The sequence below is a fragment of the Streptomyces radiopugnans genome (assembly GCF_900110735.1).
GTDB lineage: Bacteria > Actinomycetota > Actinomycetes > Streptomycetales > Streptomycetaceae > Streptomyces > Streptomyces radiopugnans.
The window spans coordinates 1,014,944-1,031,258 of the sequence record NZ_FOET01000001.1; the positions used below are offsets into that span (position 1 = coordinate 1,014,944).

General features: G+C 72.9%; 13 protein-coding genes and 1 pseudogene. 6 read left to right on the top strand and 8 right to left on the bottom strand.

Annotation, left to right across the window (positions count from 1 at the left end; all coding sequences use genetic code 11):
* The first annotated feature begins 23 nt into the window (after window positions 1-23).
* Window positions 24-1,340: a pectate lyase family protein gene (locus tag BMY40_RS04405; protein WP_093655439.1), complete on the top strand. Its 1,317-nt coding sequence runs from the start codon at window positions 24-26 to the stop codon at window positions 1,338-1,340.
* A complete protein-coding gene (locus tag BMY40_RS04410) occupies window positions 1,337-2,416 on the top strand; it encodes a pectinesterase family protein (RefSeq protein ID WP_093655440.1) in 1,080 nt (359 codons plus the stop codon). The genes BMY40_RS04405 and BMY40_RS04410 overlap by 4 nt, the downstream gene beginning before the upstream one ends.
* Before the next feature lie 82 nt (window positions 2,417-2,498).
* Here the strand turns inward: BMY40_RS04410 and BMY40_RS04415 are convergent.
* Together BMY40_RS04415 and BMY40_RS04420 are read right to left on the bottom strand one after the other, a co-directional pair.
* Window positions 2,499-2,705 (bottom strand): annotated as a pseudogene (locus BMY40_RS04415) (response regulator transcription factor); the annotation flags it as partial.
* A 287-nt stretch (window positions 2,706-2,992) separates the two neighbouring features.
* A complete protein-coding gene (locus BMY40_RS04420; RefSeq protein ID WP_093655442.1) occupies window positions 2,993-3,790 on the bottom strand; it encodes an IclR family transcriptional regulator in 798 nt (265 codons plus the stop codon).
* 194 nt (window positions 3,791-3,984) lie between these two features.
* On the opposite strand from BMY40_RS04420, the gene BMY40_RS04425 reads away from it, so the two are divergent.
* Complete coding sequence (locus BMY40_RS04425) at window positions 3,985-5,514, top strand: aldehyde dehydrogenase (NADP(+)) (protein WP_245769824.1); 1,530 nt, start codon at window positions 3,985-3,987, stop codon at window positions 5,512-5,514.
* Window positions 5,515-5,781: 267 nt separating this feature from the next.
* Window positions 5,782-6,816: an aminotransferase class V-fold PLP-dependent enzyme gene (locus tag BMY40_RS04430; protein WP_093655834.1), complete on the top strand. Its 1,035-nt coding sequence runs from the start codon at window positions 5,782-5,784 to the stop codon at window positions 6,814-6,816.
* Window positions 6,817-6,905: 89 nt separating this feature from the next.
* Here BMY40_RS04430 and BMY40_RS04435 read toward each other — a convergent pair whose 3' ends face one another.
* From BMY40_RS04435 to BMY40_RS04450, 4 genes are all read right to left on the bottom strand, one after another.
* Entirely contained in the window at window positions 6,906-7,937 is a 1,032-nt protein-coding gene (locus BMY40_RS04435) for a LacI family DNA-binding transcriptional regulator (RefSeq protein WP_093655446.1), read from the bottom strand.
* Between the two features lie 81 nt (window positions 7,938-8,018).
* A complete protein-coding gene (locus BMY40_RS04440) occupies window positions 8,019-8,906 on the bottom strand; it encodes a carbohydrate ABC transporter permease (RefSeq protein WP_093655448.1) in 888 nt (295 codons plus the stop codon).
* Window positions 8,903-9,772 carry a carbohydrate ABC transporter permease gene (locus BMY40_RS04445; RefSeq protein WP_245769864.1) on the bottom strand — a complete coding sequence of 290 codons (870 nt, stop codon included), beginning with the start codon at window positions 9,770-9,772 and terminating at the stop codon, window positions 8,903-8,905. Before BMY40_RS04445 ends, BMY40_RS04440 begins: the two co-directional genes overlap by 4 nt.
* Before the next feature lie 143 nt (window positions 9,773-9,915).
* On the bottom strand, window positions 9,916-11,211 hold the full coding sequence (locus BMY40_RS04450) for an extracellular solute-binding protein (protein WP_093655452.1): 1,296 nt from the start codon (window positions 11,209-11,211) through the stop codon (window positions 9,916-9,918).
* Window positions 11,212-11,397: 186 nt separating this feature from the next.
* Between BMY40_RS04450 and BMY40_RS04455 the strand changes: the two genes are divergently transcribed.
* Both BMY40_RS04455 and BMY40_RS04460 read left to right on the top strand, forming a co-directional pair.
* The gene (locus BMY40_RS04455; protein WP_093655454.1) at window positions 11,398-13,404 is read left to right on the top strand and encodes a beta-galactosidase; all 2,007 of its coding nucleotides are present in this window, start codon (window positions 11,398-11,400) and stop codon (window positions 13,402-13,404) included.
* 135 nt (window positions 13,405-13,539) lie between these two features.
* Window positions 13,540-14,661, top strand: coding sequence for a glycoside hydrolase family 53 protein (locus tag BMY40_RS04460; protein WP_093655456.1), 1,122 nt, complete (start codon window positions 13,540-13,542; stop codon window positions 14,659-14,661).
* 158 nt (window positions 14,662-14,819) lie between these two features.
* On the opposite strand, the gene thpD is transcribed toward BMY40_RS04460, so the two are convergent.
* Together thpD and BMY40_RS04470 are read right to left on the bottom strand one after the other, a co-directional pair.
* On the bottom strand, window positions 14,820-15,719 hold the full coding sequence (gene thpD, locus BMY40_RS04465) for an ectoine hydroxylase (protein WP_093655457.1): 900 nt from the start codon (window positions 15,717-15,719) through the stop codon (window positions 14,820-14,822).
* A gap of 137 nt (window positions 15,720-15,856) precedes the next feature.
* Window positions 15,857-16,261: an ectoine synthase gene (locus BMY40_RS04470; RefSeq protein WP_093655460.1), complete on the bottom strand. Its 405-nt coding sequence runs from the start codon at window positions 16,259-16,261 to the stop codon at window positions 15,857-15,859.
* Window positions 16,262-16,315: the final 54 nt, after the last annotated feature.

Sequence of the window (16,315 nt, forward strand, 5' to 3'; positions counted from 1 at the left end):
GAAAAGTGTGCCAAGCGCGTGTCATGGCCCTGGCAGGATGCGCCTCGCTCGCCCTGGCGGCCCTGGCCGTACCCGCCCAGGCCGCACCGCGCCACGGCGGTGACCCGGCCCGCGCCGTCCTGCCGGAGAACGACGGCTGGGCCTCGGCCGAGGGCGGCACCACCGGCGGCGCCGCCGCCGACGCCGACCACGTCTTCACCGTCACCAACCGCGCCGAGCTGGCCGCGGCGCTGAACGACGGCGACGACACCCCGAAGATCATCAAGGTCAAGGGAACGATCCACGGCAACGCCGACGACCAGGGTGCGCCGCTGACCTGCGAGGACTACCAGCGCGACGGCTACACCCTGGAGAAGTACCTCCAGGCGTACGACCCCGCAGTCTGGGGCGACGCCGACCCCTCGGGACCGATGGAGGACGCCCGCGCCGCCTCGGCCGCCGAGCAGAACAAGCGGGTCAAGCTCAACGTCGGTTCCAACACCACCCTGATCGGGGTGGGCGACGACGCCACCATCCTCGGCGCCAGCCTCCAGATCCGGGGGGTGGAGAACGTCATCGTCCGCAACATCACCTTCGAGGACACCTACGACTGCTTCCCGCAGTGGGACCCCACCGACGGTGAGAACGGAGCCTGGAACTCCGAGTACGACAACGTCGTCGTCTACGGCTCCCGCCACGTCTGGATCGACCACAACACCTTCACCGACGGCCGCCGCCCCGACAGCGAGCAGCCGCGCTACTTCGGGCAGCTCTTCCAGCAGCACGACGGCCTGCTCGACATCGTGCGCGGCGCCGACCTGGTGACCGTGAGCTGGAACGTCTTCACCGAGCACGACAAGACCATCCTGCTGGGCAACAGCGACGGCGCCACCGCCGACGACCGTGGCAAGCTGCGCACCACCTTCCACCACAACCTCTTCGAGGACGTCAACGAGCGGGCCCCGCGCGTGCGCTTCGGCCAGGTGGACTCCTACAACAACCACTTCAAGCAGAACGAGGGCGCCAAGTACGGCTACACCTGGGGCATCGGCAAGGAGGCCGCGCTCGTCGCCGAGCACAACGCCTTCACCCTCCACAAGGGCCTGGCCCCGGCCGACACCATCCGCCAGTGGACCCCCGGCACCTCCATGACCGAGCGGAACAACTGGGTCAACGGCCGGTACGTGGACCTGCTGGCCGCCCACAACGCCGCCAACCCCGACCGCCTCCTGGGTGACGACGCGGGCTGGACCCCGGTCCTGCGCACCCGTGTCCACCACCCGCTGGCCGTCCCCTACCTGGTGGGCCGGCACGCCGGGGCCGGAGAGCTGAAGGCCGGGAACGGAAAGGACCGCAGGTGAGCACCACCCGACGCGGCGCACTGACGGCCGGAGCCGGCGCCGCCCTCCTCCTGGCCCTGGCGGGCCGGGCCCACGCGGGCCCCGCGGACCGGTCCGCCGGTCCGCGGCTGAGGGTCGCGCCGGACGGCAGCGGTGACTTCGCCACCGTGCAGGAGGCCGTCGACGCCACCCCCGACCGTCCCGCGACGCCCTGGACCATCGCCCTGGCCCCCGGCGTCTACCGCGAGACGGTGCAGATCCCGGAGAGCAAGACCGGGCTGACCCTGCTGGGCGGCACCGGTGATCCCCGCGACACCGTCATCGTCCACGACAACGCGGCGGGCACGCCCAGGCCCGACGGTTCCGGCACCTACGGGACCTCCGGCAGTGCCACGGTCACCGCGCGGCCCGACGGTTTCACCGCGCGGCGGATCACCTTCGCCAACGACTGGCTGCGCGCCGACCACCCGGAGATCACCGGCGGCACCCAGGCGGTGGCGATCAAGGTGATGGGGGACCGCTCGCTGTTCGACCGCTGCCGCTTCCTCGGCCACCAGGACACCCTGTACGCCGACACGCGGCACGTCTCGCTCACCGCGCGGCAGTTCTTCCACCGCTGCTATGCGGAAGGTGACGTGGACTTCGTCTTCGGCCGGGCCACGGCGGTCTTCAACGGCTGTGAACTGCGCACCCTGGACCGGGATGTGGACTTCACCCCGTACGGGTTCGTCTTCGCGCCGTCGACGGCCGCCGGCACCCGGTACGGCTATCTGGCACGTCGCTGCCGCGTCACCACCACCGCGCCGGCCGGTGCGTACAAGCTGGCCCGGCCCTGGGTGCCCAGCAGCGATCCGGGGGCCCGGCCGAGTTTGGTGGTGCGCGAGAGCCTGCTCGGCGACGGGATCGACGCGGCCCGGCCGTACGCGAACATGCGCGAGCAGTACCCGTGGCAGGGGTTCTTCTTCCGGGAGCACGCGAACCGGGGGCCGGGCGCGGCCGTCGCCGACCCGGCCGAGCGTCCGCGGCTGACGGCGGCCGAGGCCGCCGAGCACACGCCGGCGGCCTACCTGGGCGACTGGCGTCCCGCGGTGGACTGATCCTGCCCGCGGCACGGCGCCGTGCCCGGCCCGCGCCGGCCGGGTACGGCGTCCGCCGGTCGGCCGGGGCCGGTCCCGCCGGTCAGCCGGGGGTGACGAAGCCGCTCTCGTAGGCGGTGATGACCGCCTGGGTGCGGTCGCGTGCGCCGAGTTTGGCGAGGACTGCGGCCACATGGGTCTTGACCGTGGACGCTCCCACCGCCATCCGGTCCGCGATCTCGGCGTTGGACAGGCCGCGTGCCATCAGCCGCAGCACCTCCGCCTCGCGCCCGGTCAGCCGGGTGCGCAGGCTCCGGCCGCCGAGGGCGAGGACGACGACCGCGGCGTCCATCGCCACGGTCAGGGAGTTGGCGAGCGTCAGTGAGGCGGCGTTCTCGGGGGCGCGCAGCAGCCGGCGCAGGGGGCCGGTGCGGGCGGCGCGGGGTGCTGTGGGTGCGGCGCTCTTCGGGGCCGTGGTGGTGTGCGTGGGTGTCATGGCTCCACGTTCCCCTTCCGGACTCCTGTGCCGCTTCCTGCGTGAAGGGGAACCGCCTCCCCCGTGCGGGGGAGGCGGTCTGCGACTTCGGTCGGGGCCGGCTACAGGTGGCGGGTGGCCAGGGCCAGCCGGTCGCGTGCGTCGAACAGGGCGTCCTTGATGGTCTGTTCGTGGGCGGGGGTCAGCCGGGCCACCGGGACCGAGCAGCTGATGGCGTCCCGTGCGGGGGTGCGGTAGGGGATGGCGACGCCGAAGCAGCTCAGTCCCAGGGTGTTCTCCTCGCGGTCGACCGCGTAGCCCTGTTCGCGGATCTGGTGCAGTTCCCCGATGAGCTTGTCGCGGTCGGTGATGGTGTGCTCGGTCAGCGGGGCCAGGGTCTCGGGGAGCATCGCGCGGACCTGGTCGTCGTCGTAGGTGGCCAGCAGCGCCTTGCCCAGGGAGGTGGAGTGCGCGGGCAGGCGCCGTCCCACGCGGGTGAAGGGGCGCAGGTAGTGCTGCGACTGGCGGGTGGCGAGGTAGACGACGTTGGTGCCGTCCAGCCGGGCGAGGTGGATGGTCTCGGTGGTGTCGTCGGAGAGCCGGTCCAGGGTGGGGCGGGCGGCGGCCACGACCTCGTCGCCGTCGATGTAGGAGGTGCCCACCAGCAGGGCGCGTACCCCGATGCCGTAGCGGGTGCCGGTGGCGTCGGTCTCGATCCAGCCCAGTTCCACGAGTGTGCGCAGCAGCATGTACAGGCTGGACTTGGGGTAGCCGACGGCCTCCTGGACGGCGGCGAGGGTGTGCATGCCGGGCTGTCCGGCGAAGAACTCCAGCAGTTCCACGGTGCGCACCGCCGATTTGACCTGTGCCCCGCCCGCCTCCGGTTTCCTGCCGGGGGCGCCCCCGTGCGCAGAAGGCATCGACCTTGACCCTTTCGCTCGACCGGTCATAGAGTCCCATATGGTTATTCACACATAGGGACGGCGTTCAGTATATCGAACAAGGTCTCCGGGGGGACAGTCTTCGGCGTCCGGGACCCCGGACGCGCCCCCGCCGGTCCCGTCGCCCCCTGCCGTCGTCAGGTCGGCGGTCGTTTCGAAGGAGGAGTTCAGCGGTGGCAGTACCAGTGTGGAGCGTCGACCCCAGGACGGGGAAGCAGCGTGAACAGGTCGCGGTCGAGGCCACGGCAGCCGATGTCGACGCGGCCGTGCGCGCCGCCCACGCCGCCCGCGGGGAGCTGGCGGGCCGCACCGCGCGGATCGCCCTGCTGCGGGCGGCCGCCGAGGAGCTGGAGGCCGCCCGCGAGGAGATCGTCGCCGCCGCGGACGCCGAGACCGCGCTGGGCGAGGTCCGGCTGAACGGTGAACTGGGCCGCACCACCTACCAGTTGCTCGCCTTCGCCGACGAAGTCGCCGACGGCGCGTACCTGGACGTCGTCATCGACCACGCCGACGCCTCGCTCACCCCGCCCCGGCCCGACCTGCGCCGTTACAAGATCCCCCTGGGCGTCGTGGCGGTCTACGCGGCCTCCAACTTCCCGCTCGCCTTCTCCGTCCCCGGCGGCGACACCGCCAGCGCGCTCGCGGCGGGCTGCCCGGTGGTGGTCAAGGCGCACCCCGACCATCCGGCCACCTCCGAGCTGTGCGCGGCCGCGCTGCGCCGGGCGGCCGCCCGCGCGGGTCTGCCCGAGGACGTCGTCCGTGTGGTGCACGGCTTCGACGCGGGTGTGGAGCTGGTCAAGCACCCGCTGGTCGCCGCGGCCGGGTTCACCGGCTCGATCCGGGGCGGCCGGGCCCTGTTCGACGCCGCCGCCGCCCGTCCGGTCCCGATCCCCTTCCACGGCGAGCTGGGCAGCCTCAACCCGGTGGTGGTCACCGAGGCGGCGGCGAAGGAGCGCGCCGAGGGGATCGGCGGCGGGCTGGCCGGTTCGATGACGATGGGTTCCGGGCAGTTCTGCACCAAGCCGGGGCTGGTCCTCGCCCCCGAGGGCGAGTCCGGCGACCGGCTGCTGGAGGCGCTGGCCGACTCTGTCGCCGAGGCCGCCGGGGGGCCGCTGCTGGACACCCGGATGCGTGAGGCGTTCCTGGCCGGGGTGAGGGCCCGGGCGGAGCTGGAGGACGTGACGGCGCCGGTCGCCGCCGCCGAGGGCGAGGACCAGACCGTGCGCGCGGGCTTCCTCACCGTTCCGGCGGAGCGGCTGGCCGGCTCCGAGCGGCACGGGCTGCTGCTGGAGGAGTGCTTCGGGCCCGTCACCGTCGTCGCCCGCTACCGGGACGTCGGCGAGGTCAGCGCCGTGCTGGCCAAGCTGCCCGGCAACCTGACCGCCACCCTCCACATCGCCGAGGAGGAGGCGGGGGAGGAGGGCGGCGCCGCGGCCCGGCTGCTGGCCGAGCTGACGCCGCTGGCCGGGCGGGTCCTGGTCAACGGCTGGCCCACCGGTGTCGCGGTCGCCCCCGCCCAGCACCACGGCGGCCCCTACCCGGCCACCACCTCCACCTCCACCTCGGTCGGCGCCACGGCCATCGAGCGCTGGCTGCGCCCGGTCGTCTACCAGGACACCCCGCCGGCGCTGCTGCCCGAGGAGCTGCGCGACGACAACCCGCTCGGCCTGCCGCGCCGGGTGGACGGGCGGCGCGAGGGCTGAACGCCTCCGGGTCCCCGGACCACGCCTGCGGCCGCTCTCCGAGGAGGGCGGCCGCAGGCGCTCGCATGGAAGGCGGGAAGGGGAAGGGCCGCCTCCCATAAGGGAGGCTTTGATATCGCCCAAGACAATTCACCATGGACAGCGGCGAACCGGGGCGACACAGTGGTGCTCGTGGAGACCTCACTGCCGGGAGCACCGGACCTGCCGGAAACGCCGACCCCGCCGACCCCGCCGGGCCTGCCGGGCCTGCCGGGCCTGCGCGACCTCATGCGCGCCGAGTTCGCGCCGACGACCGTCTACCTGAACACCGCCTCGCACGGTCTGACACCCGCCCGTACCGCCGACGCACTGCGCGAGGCGGTACAGGAGACGGTGGAAGGGCGCATCGACCTGACGCGCTGGTTCGCCGTGATCGAACGGGCACGCGCCCGCTTCGCCCGGCTGGTCGGACTGGACCCGGACAGGGTGGCGCTCGGAGCGGCCGTCTCCGCGCACGTCTCGCTGGTCGCGGGCTCGCTGCCGCCCGGCGCCGAGGTGCTGGTGGCCGACGGCGACTTCAGCTCCCTGGTCAACCCGTTCGCGATGCGCGCCGACCTCAAGCTGCGCACCGCCCCGCAGGCGGAGCTGGCGGACGCCGTCCGGCCCGGCACCGCGCTGGTGGCCGTCAGCGCCGTGCAGTCGGCCGACGGCCGCATCGCGGACCTCGCCGCCGTCGCCGGGGCCGCACGGGCCCACGGCGCCCGCACCCTGGTGGACACCACCCAGGCCGCCGGCTGGCTGCCGCTGGACGCGGGCGCCTTCGACTACACCGTGTGCGGCGCCTACAAGTGGCTGCTGTGCCCGCGCGGCACCTCCTTCCTCACCGTGCCCGGGGACGGCGGGGACCTGGTGGCCGCGCAGGCCGGATGGGTCGCGGGGGAGCGGCCCTGGGAGAGCTGCTACGGGACGGTCGAGGAGCTTGCCCGTTCCGCCCGCCGCTTCGACGTCTCCCCGGCCTTCCTCCCCTACCTGGGCGCCGAGCGCTCCCTGAGTCTGGTCGAGGAGGCCGGGCCGGAGGCGATCGGCGCCCACGACCGGGTCCTGGCCGCCCGTTTCCGGGCCGGCGCCGCCGAGCTGGGCCACCGCCCGGTGCCCGGCGACTCGGCCATCGTCGCGGTGCCCGGGCTGGGCGGCGCCTCCGAGGCGCTGAAGGAGGCGGGGGTGGAGGTGTCCGTCCGGGCGGGGAACCTGCGCGCGGCCTTCCACCTGTACAACACGGCCGAGGACGTGGAGCGGCTGCTGGCGGCGCTGCCCCGGGCGTGACGCCCGGGCGTCCCCCCCGGCGTGGCCCCGAGCGGCCGAAGGACCCGGGCCGCGGGACCCCGGGGCACGCGGGCCCCGGGGTCCCGCGGTCACGCCGACTGCCTGCGCACCAGCTCGGTCGGCAGGATCACCGCCGACGGCTCCTCACCGCCGATCAGGCCCAGCAGCACCCGCACCATCTCCGTGCTGATCCGGTCCCACGGCTGGCGGACGGTGGTCAGCTCCGGGAGACCGGCGACGGCGGCGGGGGAGTCGTCGAAGCCGCCGACGGCGACGTCGTCCGGCACCCGCCGCCCGGCCTGCTCCAGGGCGGTCAGCGCGCCGCGCGCCATCAGGTCGGAGGCGACGAACAGCGCGTCCACGTCCGGCGCCCGCTCGAGCAGTTCGGCGGCGGCCCGCCGGCCGCTGTCGCGGCTGTAGTCGCCGTGGGCGACCAGGTCGTCGCCGGCGGGGAGCCCGGCCTCGGCCAGCACCTCGCGCCAGCCCGCCAGCCGGTCCACACCGCCGGGGGTGTCCGGCGGCCCGGCGACCGTGGCGATGCGGCGGCGCCCGAGCGAGACCAGGTGCCGCACGATGTCGCGGGCGCCCTCCCGGTCGTCGGCCGCCACATGGGCGATCCTGGCGGTACGCCCGCTGCGGTCGATCGGCTTGCCGCTGGCGACCACCGGTATGCCGGCCTTCGTCAGCTGCTCGGCCATCGGGTCGCCGGTGTGGCTGGAGACCAGCAGGACGCCGTCGACATGGCCCGCGGTGACGTAGCGGATGACGCGGCGCCGCTCGGCGGGCGTACCGGCGATCATCAGCAGCAGCGGGATGTCGTGCGCGGCCAGCGCCTGGGTGCAGCCGCGCAGCAGCACGTTGAAGTTGGGGTCCTCGAACAGCTTCTCCTGCGGCTCGGTGAGCAGGAAGGCCACCGAGTCGGAGCGGCCGGTGATCAGGCTGCGGGCGTGCCGGTTGACGACGTAGCCCGTCCTGCGGATCGCGGCCCTGACCGCGTCCGCCGCGGCCGGGCTGACGTTGTGCCCGCCGTTGAGGAACCGCGAGACCGTGCCGCGGGAGACCCCGGCCTCCCGCGCCACGTCGTGGATCGTCGGCGGGCGCCGCCGCTCACTGCCGCTCATGCGGTACCCATCCTCGTGTCTCTCCCCCGTCTCCCCGTCCCACGTGCAATTCTCCGTGATCCTCGCGCACCCGCCGGTTTTTCAGGACTTCACCGCTCCGGACAGCAGGTCCAGGCTCCAGAACCGCTGGACCACCAGGAACAGGGCGATCAGCGGCAGGACGGCCAGCAGGGCCCCGGCGATGACCAGGGTGTACAGGGCCGGGGTGCTGGACCCCTGCTGGAGCAGGGTGAACAGCCCGAGCGTGACGGGGAACTTCTCGTCGTCGCCGAGCATGATGTACGGCAGCAGGAAGTTGTTCCAGATCGCGACGAACTGGAAGAGGAAGACCGTCACCAGGCCCGGCAGCATCATAGGCAGCGCCAGGGAGCGGAAGATCCGCCACTCGCCGGAGCCGTCCGTCCGCCCCGCCTCCACCACGTCCGCCGGCACGGCGGCGGAGGCGTAGATCCGGGCCAGGTAGACGCCGTAGGGGGAGAGGACCGACGGCAGCAGCACCGACAGGTGGGTGTCGGTCAGGTTCACCTCGGCCAGCAGCAGGTACTGCGGCACGGCCAGGATGACCGGGGGCATCAGCACCCCGGTGAGCAGCACGTTGAAGACGGCCTCCCGGCCGCGGAAGCGGTAGACGGCCAGGGCGTAGCCGGCCAGCGCGGACACCGCGGTGGACAGCAGGGCCCCGAGCCCGGCGTAGAGCGCGGAGTTGGCCATCCACTGCCAGTAGACGCCGTCGCGGTAAGCCGACAGGTCCGCCAGGTTCTCCGCGAAGCCGGTGCCGGGCAGGAAGGTGAAGGTGGAGAACAGCTCCCGGCCGGACTTGGTCGAGGCGACCACCACCCAGGCGACCGGCAGCAGGCAGTAGAGCGCGCCCAGCAGCAGCGCGGCGGTGGGCAGCAGCGCGGTGCGCCGCGGCGCCCGCGCGGTGGCGGGAGCGGGAGCGGGAGCGGGAGCGGTGGAGGCTGCGGTCATCGGGAGTCCCCCTGCCGGGTGCGGGAGTTCGCGATCCTGAGGAAGCCGAAGGAGAGCACGAGCGTCACCGCGGCGACGACCACCGCGGTGGCGGCGGCCGAGTGGATGTCGCCGCGGACGAAGGCGTCCTCGTAGACCTTCATCAGCGGACTCCAGGTGGTGGGCACGGAGTTGGTCAGCGGTTTGAGCGTGGTGGGCTCGCTGAACACCTGGAGCGTGGCGATGACGGAGAAGAAGAAGGTCAGCACCAGCGAGGGCGCCACCATCGGGATCTTGATCCGCAGCGCGATCTGCAGCTGCGAGCAGCCGTCGAGCCGGGCGGCCTCGTAGACCTCGGCGGGGATCGCGCGCAGCGCCGTGTAGATGACGATCATGTTGAAGCCGGTGCCGCCCCACACCGCGATGTTGGCCAGCGCGGCGTAGAGCGCCCCGCCGTCGAGCAGGTCCGGCGCGGGCAGGCCGAGTTCACCGAGCACGAAGTGGAACGGGCTGACGTCGGGCAGGTAGAGGAAGCCCCACAGCAGCGCCGCGATCACCCCGGGGACGGCGTACGGCAGGAAGATCGCCAGCCGGGTGAAGGAGCGGCCCCGGACCCGGTCGGCGTCCAGCATCAGGGCGAAGACCAGGGCGAGCCCGAGCATCACGGGCACCACGATCAGGCCGTACCCCAACACCCGCAGCGCGCCGGCGGCCAGTTCGGGGTCGGTGAGGGCGTCGGTGTAGTTGGACAGGCCGGCCCACACCTCCCGGCGCGCCCCCTCGCCCAGGCCGAGCCCTTCGACCTCGACCCGGCGCAGGCTCAGATGGAGGGCGTAGCCGACGGGGAGCGCGAAGAACAGGAGGAACAGGACGGCGGCGGGCAGCAGGAAGAGGTACGGCGCCCGCCGCGCGCCGCGCCCCCGCGCACCGCGGCGGCCCGGCCGCGACCCCGCACCCCCGAGGGGGAGCGGGCGGGCCCCGCCGGCGGGCTCCGCGGACGGCGCCGTGCGCGTCACTGGCGTCACCGGTGTCACTCGGCGACTCCGAAGCCCTGCTTCCTCAGGTCCGCCACGGTCGCCTCGTGCATGGTCCGCAGCGCCGAGTCGAAACCGGACCGGTTCTTGGCGGCCTTGCTGAAGGCGTCCTTGAAGGTGCTGTAGGCGACATTGACGTTCGGGCCCCAGGCCGCGGGGGCGGTGCCCTGGGCGATCTCGGCGGCCTGCTCGTAGAAGTCGGGCTGGTTGGGGAAGAATTCCGGGGCCCGGCTGAGGGCCCCGCCGCTCTGGGCCGCCTTGGCGGCCGGGTAGACGCCGCTCTCCCGCACCAGGGCGGCCAGCGCCTCGGGGTCGGTGTTCAGCCAGGTGGCGAACCGCGCGGCGGCCTCCTTGTGCTCGGAGTCGCCGGTGACCGCGGTGGTCGAGCCGCCCCAGCTGCCGGTGGCGTTCGCGCCCTTCTCCCACTGGGGCAGCGGCGCCATCGCCCACTTGCCCCGGGTGTCGGGGGCGGCGGTGGTGAGCGTACCGGGGGCCCACACGGCGCTGACCCAGGCGATCTGCTTGCCGGTGTTGAGGGCCTTGTTCCAGGCGGGGGTGTACATCGGCTGGTTGTCGATCGCGCCCTCCCGGACCAGGGAGCCCCAGAAGTCGGCGACCTTCCGGGTGGCCGCGTCGTCGATCGCGACCTTCCACTTCCGGCCCTCGGTGGTCCACCAGCGCGCGCCGGCCTGCTGCGCGAGACCGGCGAAGAGACCGGCGTCGTTGCTGGAGAAGGTGGTGAGGTCCTTCTCCGGTGCCTTCTCCTTGAGCGCACGGGCGGTGTCGGCGAACTCCTCCCAGGTGGTGGGCACCGTCAGCCCGTACTCCTCGAACAGGTCGTGGCGGTAGTAGAACATCATGGGCCCCGAGTCCTGCGGGAGGGCGTAGACCGCGTCGCCGCCCAGGGTGACCTGCTGCCACACCCCCGGGGCGAACTCCTTCTCCGCGCCGGCCACCTCGCCCGATATGTCGGCCAGCACGTCGTTGCCGACCAGGGTGGGCAGCGCCTGGTACTCGGCCTGCACCAGGTCGGGGGCCTCACCAGCCTTGGCCGCGGTGATGGTCTTGGTCACCAGGTCGTCCCCGCTGGCCTGCTTCTTGACCACCACCTTGACGTCCGGGTTCTCCTCGTTCCAGAGGGCGACGACCTTGTCCATGCCGGGCGCCCAGGCCCAGTAGGTCAGTTCCGCCGGGCCGGAGGCGGCGGAGTCGTCGCCCGAGGAGCCGCAGCCGGTGAGGACGGCTGCCGCCAGAGCGGCCGCGGTGCACGCCGCGACGGTGCGGTGGTTCATGTTTCCTCCCTGACAAGGCGCTGTGAACGTGCACAGTAGAGAAACCCGACTGACTCTTGTCAATGGTTCGGGGCTTGATGTTTTCTAGGTGATGCAGTCGACGTGCGGCTGTGAACGTTCCCAGTTCTTTCCCAGTTCCTTCCCGGTCCGGCTCACTCGGGCCGGGACTTCGACCCAGGAGGTCGTATGGTGCGCCTCGCCTACGGCGGCGACTACAACCCCGAGCAGTGGCCCGAGGAGGTCTGGCACGAGGACGTCGCGCTGATGCGTGAGGCCGGTGTGACCACGGTCAGCGTCGGTATCTTCTCCTGGGCGATGATCGAGCCCGCCGAGGGCGTCTTCGACTTCGGACGGCTCGACCGGATCATCGAGCTGCTGCACGGGGCCGGCATCGGCGTCGACCTGGCCACCCCCACCGTGGTGCCGCCCGCCTGGTTCTACCGCGCCCACCCCGAGGCGCTGCCCGTCAGCCGGGAGGGCGTGCGCTGGGAGTTCGGCTCGCGCGGCGCGATCTGCCACAACTCGCCCGCCTACCAGCAGGCCTCCGCCCGGATCGCCCGCGCGCTGGGCGAGCGCTACGGAAGGCATCCCGCGGTCGTGATGTGGCACGTCCACAACGAGTACGGCGTACCCGTCCTGGAGTGCTACTGCGAGACCTCCGCCGCCGCCTTCCGCACCTGGCTGCGGGAGCGCTACACCACCCTGGAGAGGCTCAACGCCGCCTGGGGCACCGCCTTCTGGGGCCAGACCTACGGCGACTGGGAGGAGATCGCCCCGCCCCGGGCGACCCCCACCGTCTGCAACCCCGCCCAGCGCCTGGACTACGCCCGGTTCGCGAGCGACAGCGCCCTGGCGAACTTCCGCCGCGAGCGCGACCTGCTGCACGAGCTGTCCCCGGGCGTCCCGGTCACCACCAACTTCATGGTCTCGCCCACCCAGTGCGACACCATCGACTACTGGGCCTGGGGCCGCGAGGTCGACATCGTCACCAACGACCACTACCTGGTGGCCGAGGACGAGCGCAACCACGTCAATCTGTCGATGGCCGCCGACCTGACCCGCTCGGTCGCCGGCGGCGAGCCGTGGCTGCTGCTGGAGCACTCCACCAGCGGCGTCAACTGGCAGCCGCGCGGCATCGCCAAGCGCCCCGGCGAGATGGCCCGCAACTCACTGGCCCACATCGCACGCGGCTCGGAGGGGGCGATGTTCTTCCAGTGGCGCGCCTCCCGCTCCGGCGCGGAGAAGTTCCACTCGGCGATGGTGCCGCACGCCGGCACCGACAGCCGGATCTGGCGCGAGGTGGTCTCGCTCGGCGCGGACGTCGCCGCGCTGGAGGAGATCCGCGGCACCCGCACGGTCGCGGACGTGGCGGTCGTGTGGGACTGGCAGTCGTGGTGGGCGCAGAAGCTTGAGTGGCGCCCCAGCCAGGACCTCGACGCCCGCGAGCGCGCCGAGGCCTGGTACGCCGCGCTCTTCGACCGCCATCTGACCGCCGACTTCGTCCCCCCTCGGACCGATCCGGCGAAGCTGGCCGCGTACCCGCTGGTGGTGGTCCCCGCCCTCTACCTGGCCTCGGCGGAGGCCGGTGAGGACCTGCGCGCCTACGTCGCCGGCGGCGGCACCCTGGTGGTCTCCTACTTCTCCGGCATCGTCGACGAACACGACGCCGTCCACCCCGGCCCCCACCCGGGCGCGCTGCGGGAGGTGCTCGGGCTGACGGTCGAGGAGTTCCAGCCGCTGCGGGCGGGCCGGACGGTGACCGTCCTCGGGTCCGGGGTCCCCTCGCTGGAGGCCGACGTGTGGGCCGAGACCGTCGTGGCGCGGGGCGCCGAGACGGTGTGGTCCTACGGCGGCGGCCCGGCCGCGGGCGGTCCCGCCGTCACCCGGAACCGGCTGGGCGAGGGCACCGCGTGGTACGTCTCGACGCGCCTGGGCCCGGGTGGGCTCGACGCCGTGCTGGCCGCCGCCTGCGCGGACGCGGGCATCGCCCCGCGCGAGGAGATCCCCCGCGACGTGGAGGTGGTGCGCCGCTCCGGACAGTCCGGCACCTACCTCTTCGTCCTCAACCACACCGGCGCCGACGCCAAGGTGCCGCTGGAGGCGTCCGGCACCGAACTGCTCGGCGGCGCCCGCGTGGCCGGCCGGCTCGCGGTGCCAGCCGGTGGGGTCCGCGTGGTCCGCCTCGACGGCTGAGCCCCGGCGCTCCGGTACGGCCGGGCCGGTCGCCGAGGGCCGGCGGAGGGTCGGTGGGTGCCGGCGGAGGACACCGCAAGAGCAGTGAGAACACCACGAGAACACCACGAGAGAACCGGAAGGAAGGGCACAGCCATGCGCAGACGCACCGTCCTGCGGCTGGGAGCAGTCGCTCTCGCCGCCCCCGCCCTGGCCACCGCCGCCCCCGGCACGGCCGCAGCCGCTCCGCGCCTGCGCGTCCGCGGCGCCGACGTCTCCTCCCTCGCCAAGGGCGAGGACCTCGGCGGCGTCTACCACCACGCCGACGGCCGCAGGGACGACGCGGTACGGATCCTGGCGGGAGCCGGGGTCAACTGGGGCCGTCTGAAGGTCTGGGTGGATCCGGCCGACGGCTACCACACCAGGCCCCACATCCTGCGGACGGCCCGGCGGCTGCACGCGGCGGGCATGAAGCTCCTGGTCGACTTCCACTACTCCGACACCTGGGCCGACCCCGGCAAGCAGTTCAAGCCCGCGGCCTGGGAGGACCTCCACGGAGCCGCGCTGGAGCGGGCGGTGCGCGACCACACCGCCGACATCCTGGGCGCGCTGCGGGCGCAGGGCACACCGGCGGCCATGGTCCAGATCGGCAACGAGATCAACGGCGGCATGCTGTGGCCCGACGGCTCGACCGACGACTGGCCCCGCCTGGCCGGCCTGCTCACAGCCGGGGCCGAGGCCGCCCGCGCCGCCTCGCCCGGCATCCGGGTCGCCCTCCACCTGGCCGAGGGCGGGCGGGGCGCCGACACCCGCTGGTGGTTCGACAACGCGGTGGCGCACGGCGTGCCCTTCGACGCCATCGGCCTGTCCTTCTACGGTTACTGGCACGGCACGCTGGCCGATCTCCAGGCCAACCTGAACGACGTCTCGGCCCGCTACCGCAGGGACGTCTTCGTCGCGGAGACCGCCTATCCGTTCCGGCTGGACAGCGAGGACTTCCTGGAGAACATCATCGACCGGCCCTCCGAGCTGGTTCCCGGCTACCCCGCGACCCCCGAGGGGCAGGCCGCCTGGCTGCGCGACATCACGGCGGTCGTGGCCGCCGTACCGGGCGGGCGGGGACTGGGGCTGTTCTGGTGGGAGCCGACCTGGACCGCCGTGCCCGGCAACGGCTGGGACCCGGCCGACCCGGCCTCCGGCAACGGCTGGGAGAACCAGGCGCTCTTCGACTACGACAGCCGCGCCCTCCCGGCGCTGGAGGTCCTGGGCCGCGGCTGACCCGTACCCGCCGCCCGAGGGATCCGCGGGCGGGTACGGCGAAGGGGCGGGGCCGCCGTGGCGGCCCCGCCCCTTGCTCCGCGTTCCTCGCGTCCCGCCGACCGCGCACCGTGCGGTCCGGCGGTCGGCGGCACGCTCCCCACCCCGCGGGGCGGTGGTCACCTCACGGGGGTGAAGTCCCGTGCGCCGAGGAACTCCGGGCGCGGGATGGGCGCCGCGAACGGCTCCACCGCGGTGTTCTCCACGCTGTTGAAGACGATGAAGACGTTGCTGCGCGGGTAGGGGGTGATGTTGTCCCCGGAGCCGTGCATGCAGTTGCAGTCGAACCAGGTCGCCGAACCGGGCTTGCCCGTGAACAGCCGGATGCCGTGCTCGCCGGCGAGCCGGGTCAGCGCCTCGTCGGACGGCGTGCCCGCGTCCTGCATCTGCAGGGACTTCTTGTAGTTGTCCTTCGGGGTGGCCCCCGCGCAGCCGAGGAACGTCCTGTGCGAACCAGGCATGATCATCAGGGCGCCGTTGGTCTCGTAGTTCTCGGTCAGGGCGATCGAGACGGAGACCGTCCGCATGTTCGGCAGACCGTCCTCGGCGTGCCAGGTCTCGAAGTCGGAGTGCCAGTAGAACCCCGATGCCCCGAAGCCCGGCTTGACGTTGATCCGGCTCTGGTGGACGTACACGTCCGAGCCCAGGATCTGACGGGCGCGTCCCACCACCCGCGGGTCCCTCACCAGGTTGGCGAAGACCTCGCTGATCTTGTGGACCTCGAAGACGGAGCGGATCTCCTGGGACTTCGGCTCCACGATCGAACGCTCGTCCGCGCGGATCAGCGGGTCCGAGACCAGCCGGTTCAGCTCCCGGTTGTAGACCTCCACCTCATCGGGGGTGATGAGCTGGTCGATCGCCAGGAAGCCGTCCCGGTCGTAGGCCGCGAGGTCCGCGGCCTCGATCGGTCCCGGCGTGCCGGGGGCGGACCACACCGTGGGGTCCTGCCGCGGGGTGATCACCTCGGAGGCTCCCCGGGTCGGGTAGAGATCCGCGGTGCGTTCGGGTGCGGTGGTCATGGTTCTGCCTTCCTCTCCTCATCGTGCGGCCCTGTTCCCGCGTGTGGCCGCTTCGTCGCGGGTTCTCTCGCCAGGGCCTCCCGTGTGGTCTCGGCTGCCGCTCGCACCGGTCCGTCCGGATCGGCCGGTGCGGACGGTCAGCTCTCGTCCGGTTCGGTGAGCAGGGGGTAGACGCCGTTCTCGTCGTGGTCCTCGCGGCCGGTGACCGGCGGGTTGAAGACGCAGACGCAACGGAAGTCCGTCTTGGGACGAAGTGTGTGCTTCTCGTGTCCGTCCAGCAAGTACATGGTGCCGGGGGTGATCCAGTGCTTCTCGCCGGTCTCGTCGTTGGTGAGCTCGGCCTCGCCCTCCACGCAGAGGACGGCCTCCACATGGTTGGCGTACCACATCGAGGTCTCCGTGCCGGCGTAGAGCACGGTCTCGTGCAGCGAGAAGCCCACCCGCTCCTTCGCGAGCACGATCCGCTTGCTCTCCCAGGTGCCGGAGGCGGACCTGACGTGGCGGTCGGTGTCCTCGATTTCCTGCAGCGATCGGACGATCACAGTGCTGAGGTGCCTTTCCTGTCAGAGGCCCATCCGCGGAAAAACTCGCGGGAT

What these genes read in the sequence shown, in the direction of transcription:
- BMY40_RS04405 (WP_093655439.1), top strand. Translation starts at nt 24, where the DNA reads ATGGCCCTGGCAGGATGCGCCTCGCTCGCCCTGGCGGCCCTGGCCGTA.
- BMY40_RS04420 (WP_093655442.1), bottom strand. Translation starts at nt 3,790, where the DNA reads ATGCCTTCTGCGCACGGGGGCGCCCCCGGCAGGAAACCGGAGGCGGGC.
- BMY40_RS04430 (WP_093655834.1), top strand. Translation starts at nt 5,782, where the DNA reads ATGCGCGCCGAGTTCGCGCCGACGACCGTCTACCTGAACACCGCCTCG.
- BMY40_RS04435 (WP_093655446.1), bottom strand. Translation starts at nt 7,937, where the DNA reads ATGAGCGGCAGTGAGCGGCGGCGCCCGCCGACGATCCACGACGTGGCG.
- BMY40_RS04440 (WP_093655448.1), bottom strand. Translation starts at nt 8,906, where the DNA reads ATGACCGCAGCCTCCACCGCTCCCGCTCCCGCTCCCGCTCCCGCCACC.
- BMY40_RS04450 (WP_093655452.1), bottom strand. Translation starts at nt 11,211, where the DNA reads ATGAACCACCGCACCGTCGCGGCGTGCACCGCGGCCGCTCTGGCGGCA.
- BMY40_RS04455 (WP_093655454.1), top strand. Translation starts at nt 11,398, where the DNA reads ATGGTGCGCCTCGCCTACGGCGGCGACTACAACCCCGAGCAGTGGCCC.
- BMY40_RS04460 (WP_093655456.1), top strand. Translation starts at nt 13,540, where the DNA reads ATGCGCAGACGCACCGTCCTGCGGCTGGGAGCAGTCGCTCTCGCCGCC.
- thpD (WP_093655457.1), bottom strand. Translation starts at nt 15,719, where the DNA reads ATGACCACCGCACCCGAACGCACCGCGGATCTCTACCCGACCCGGGGA.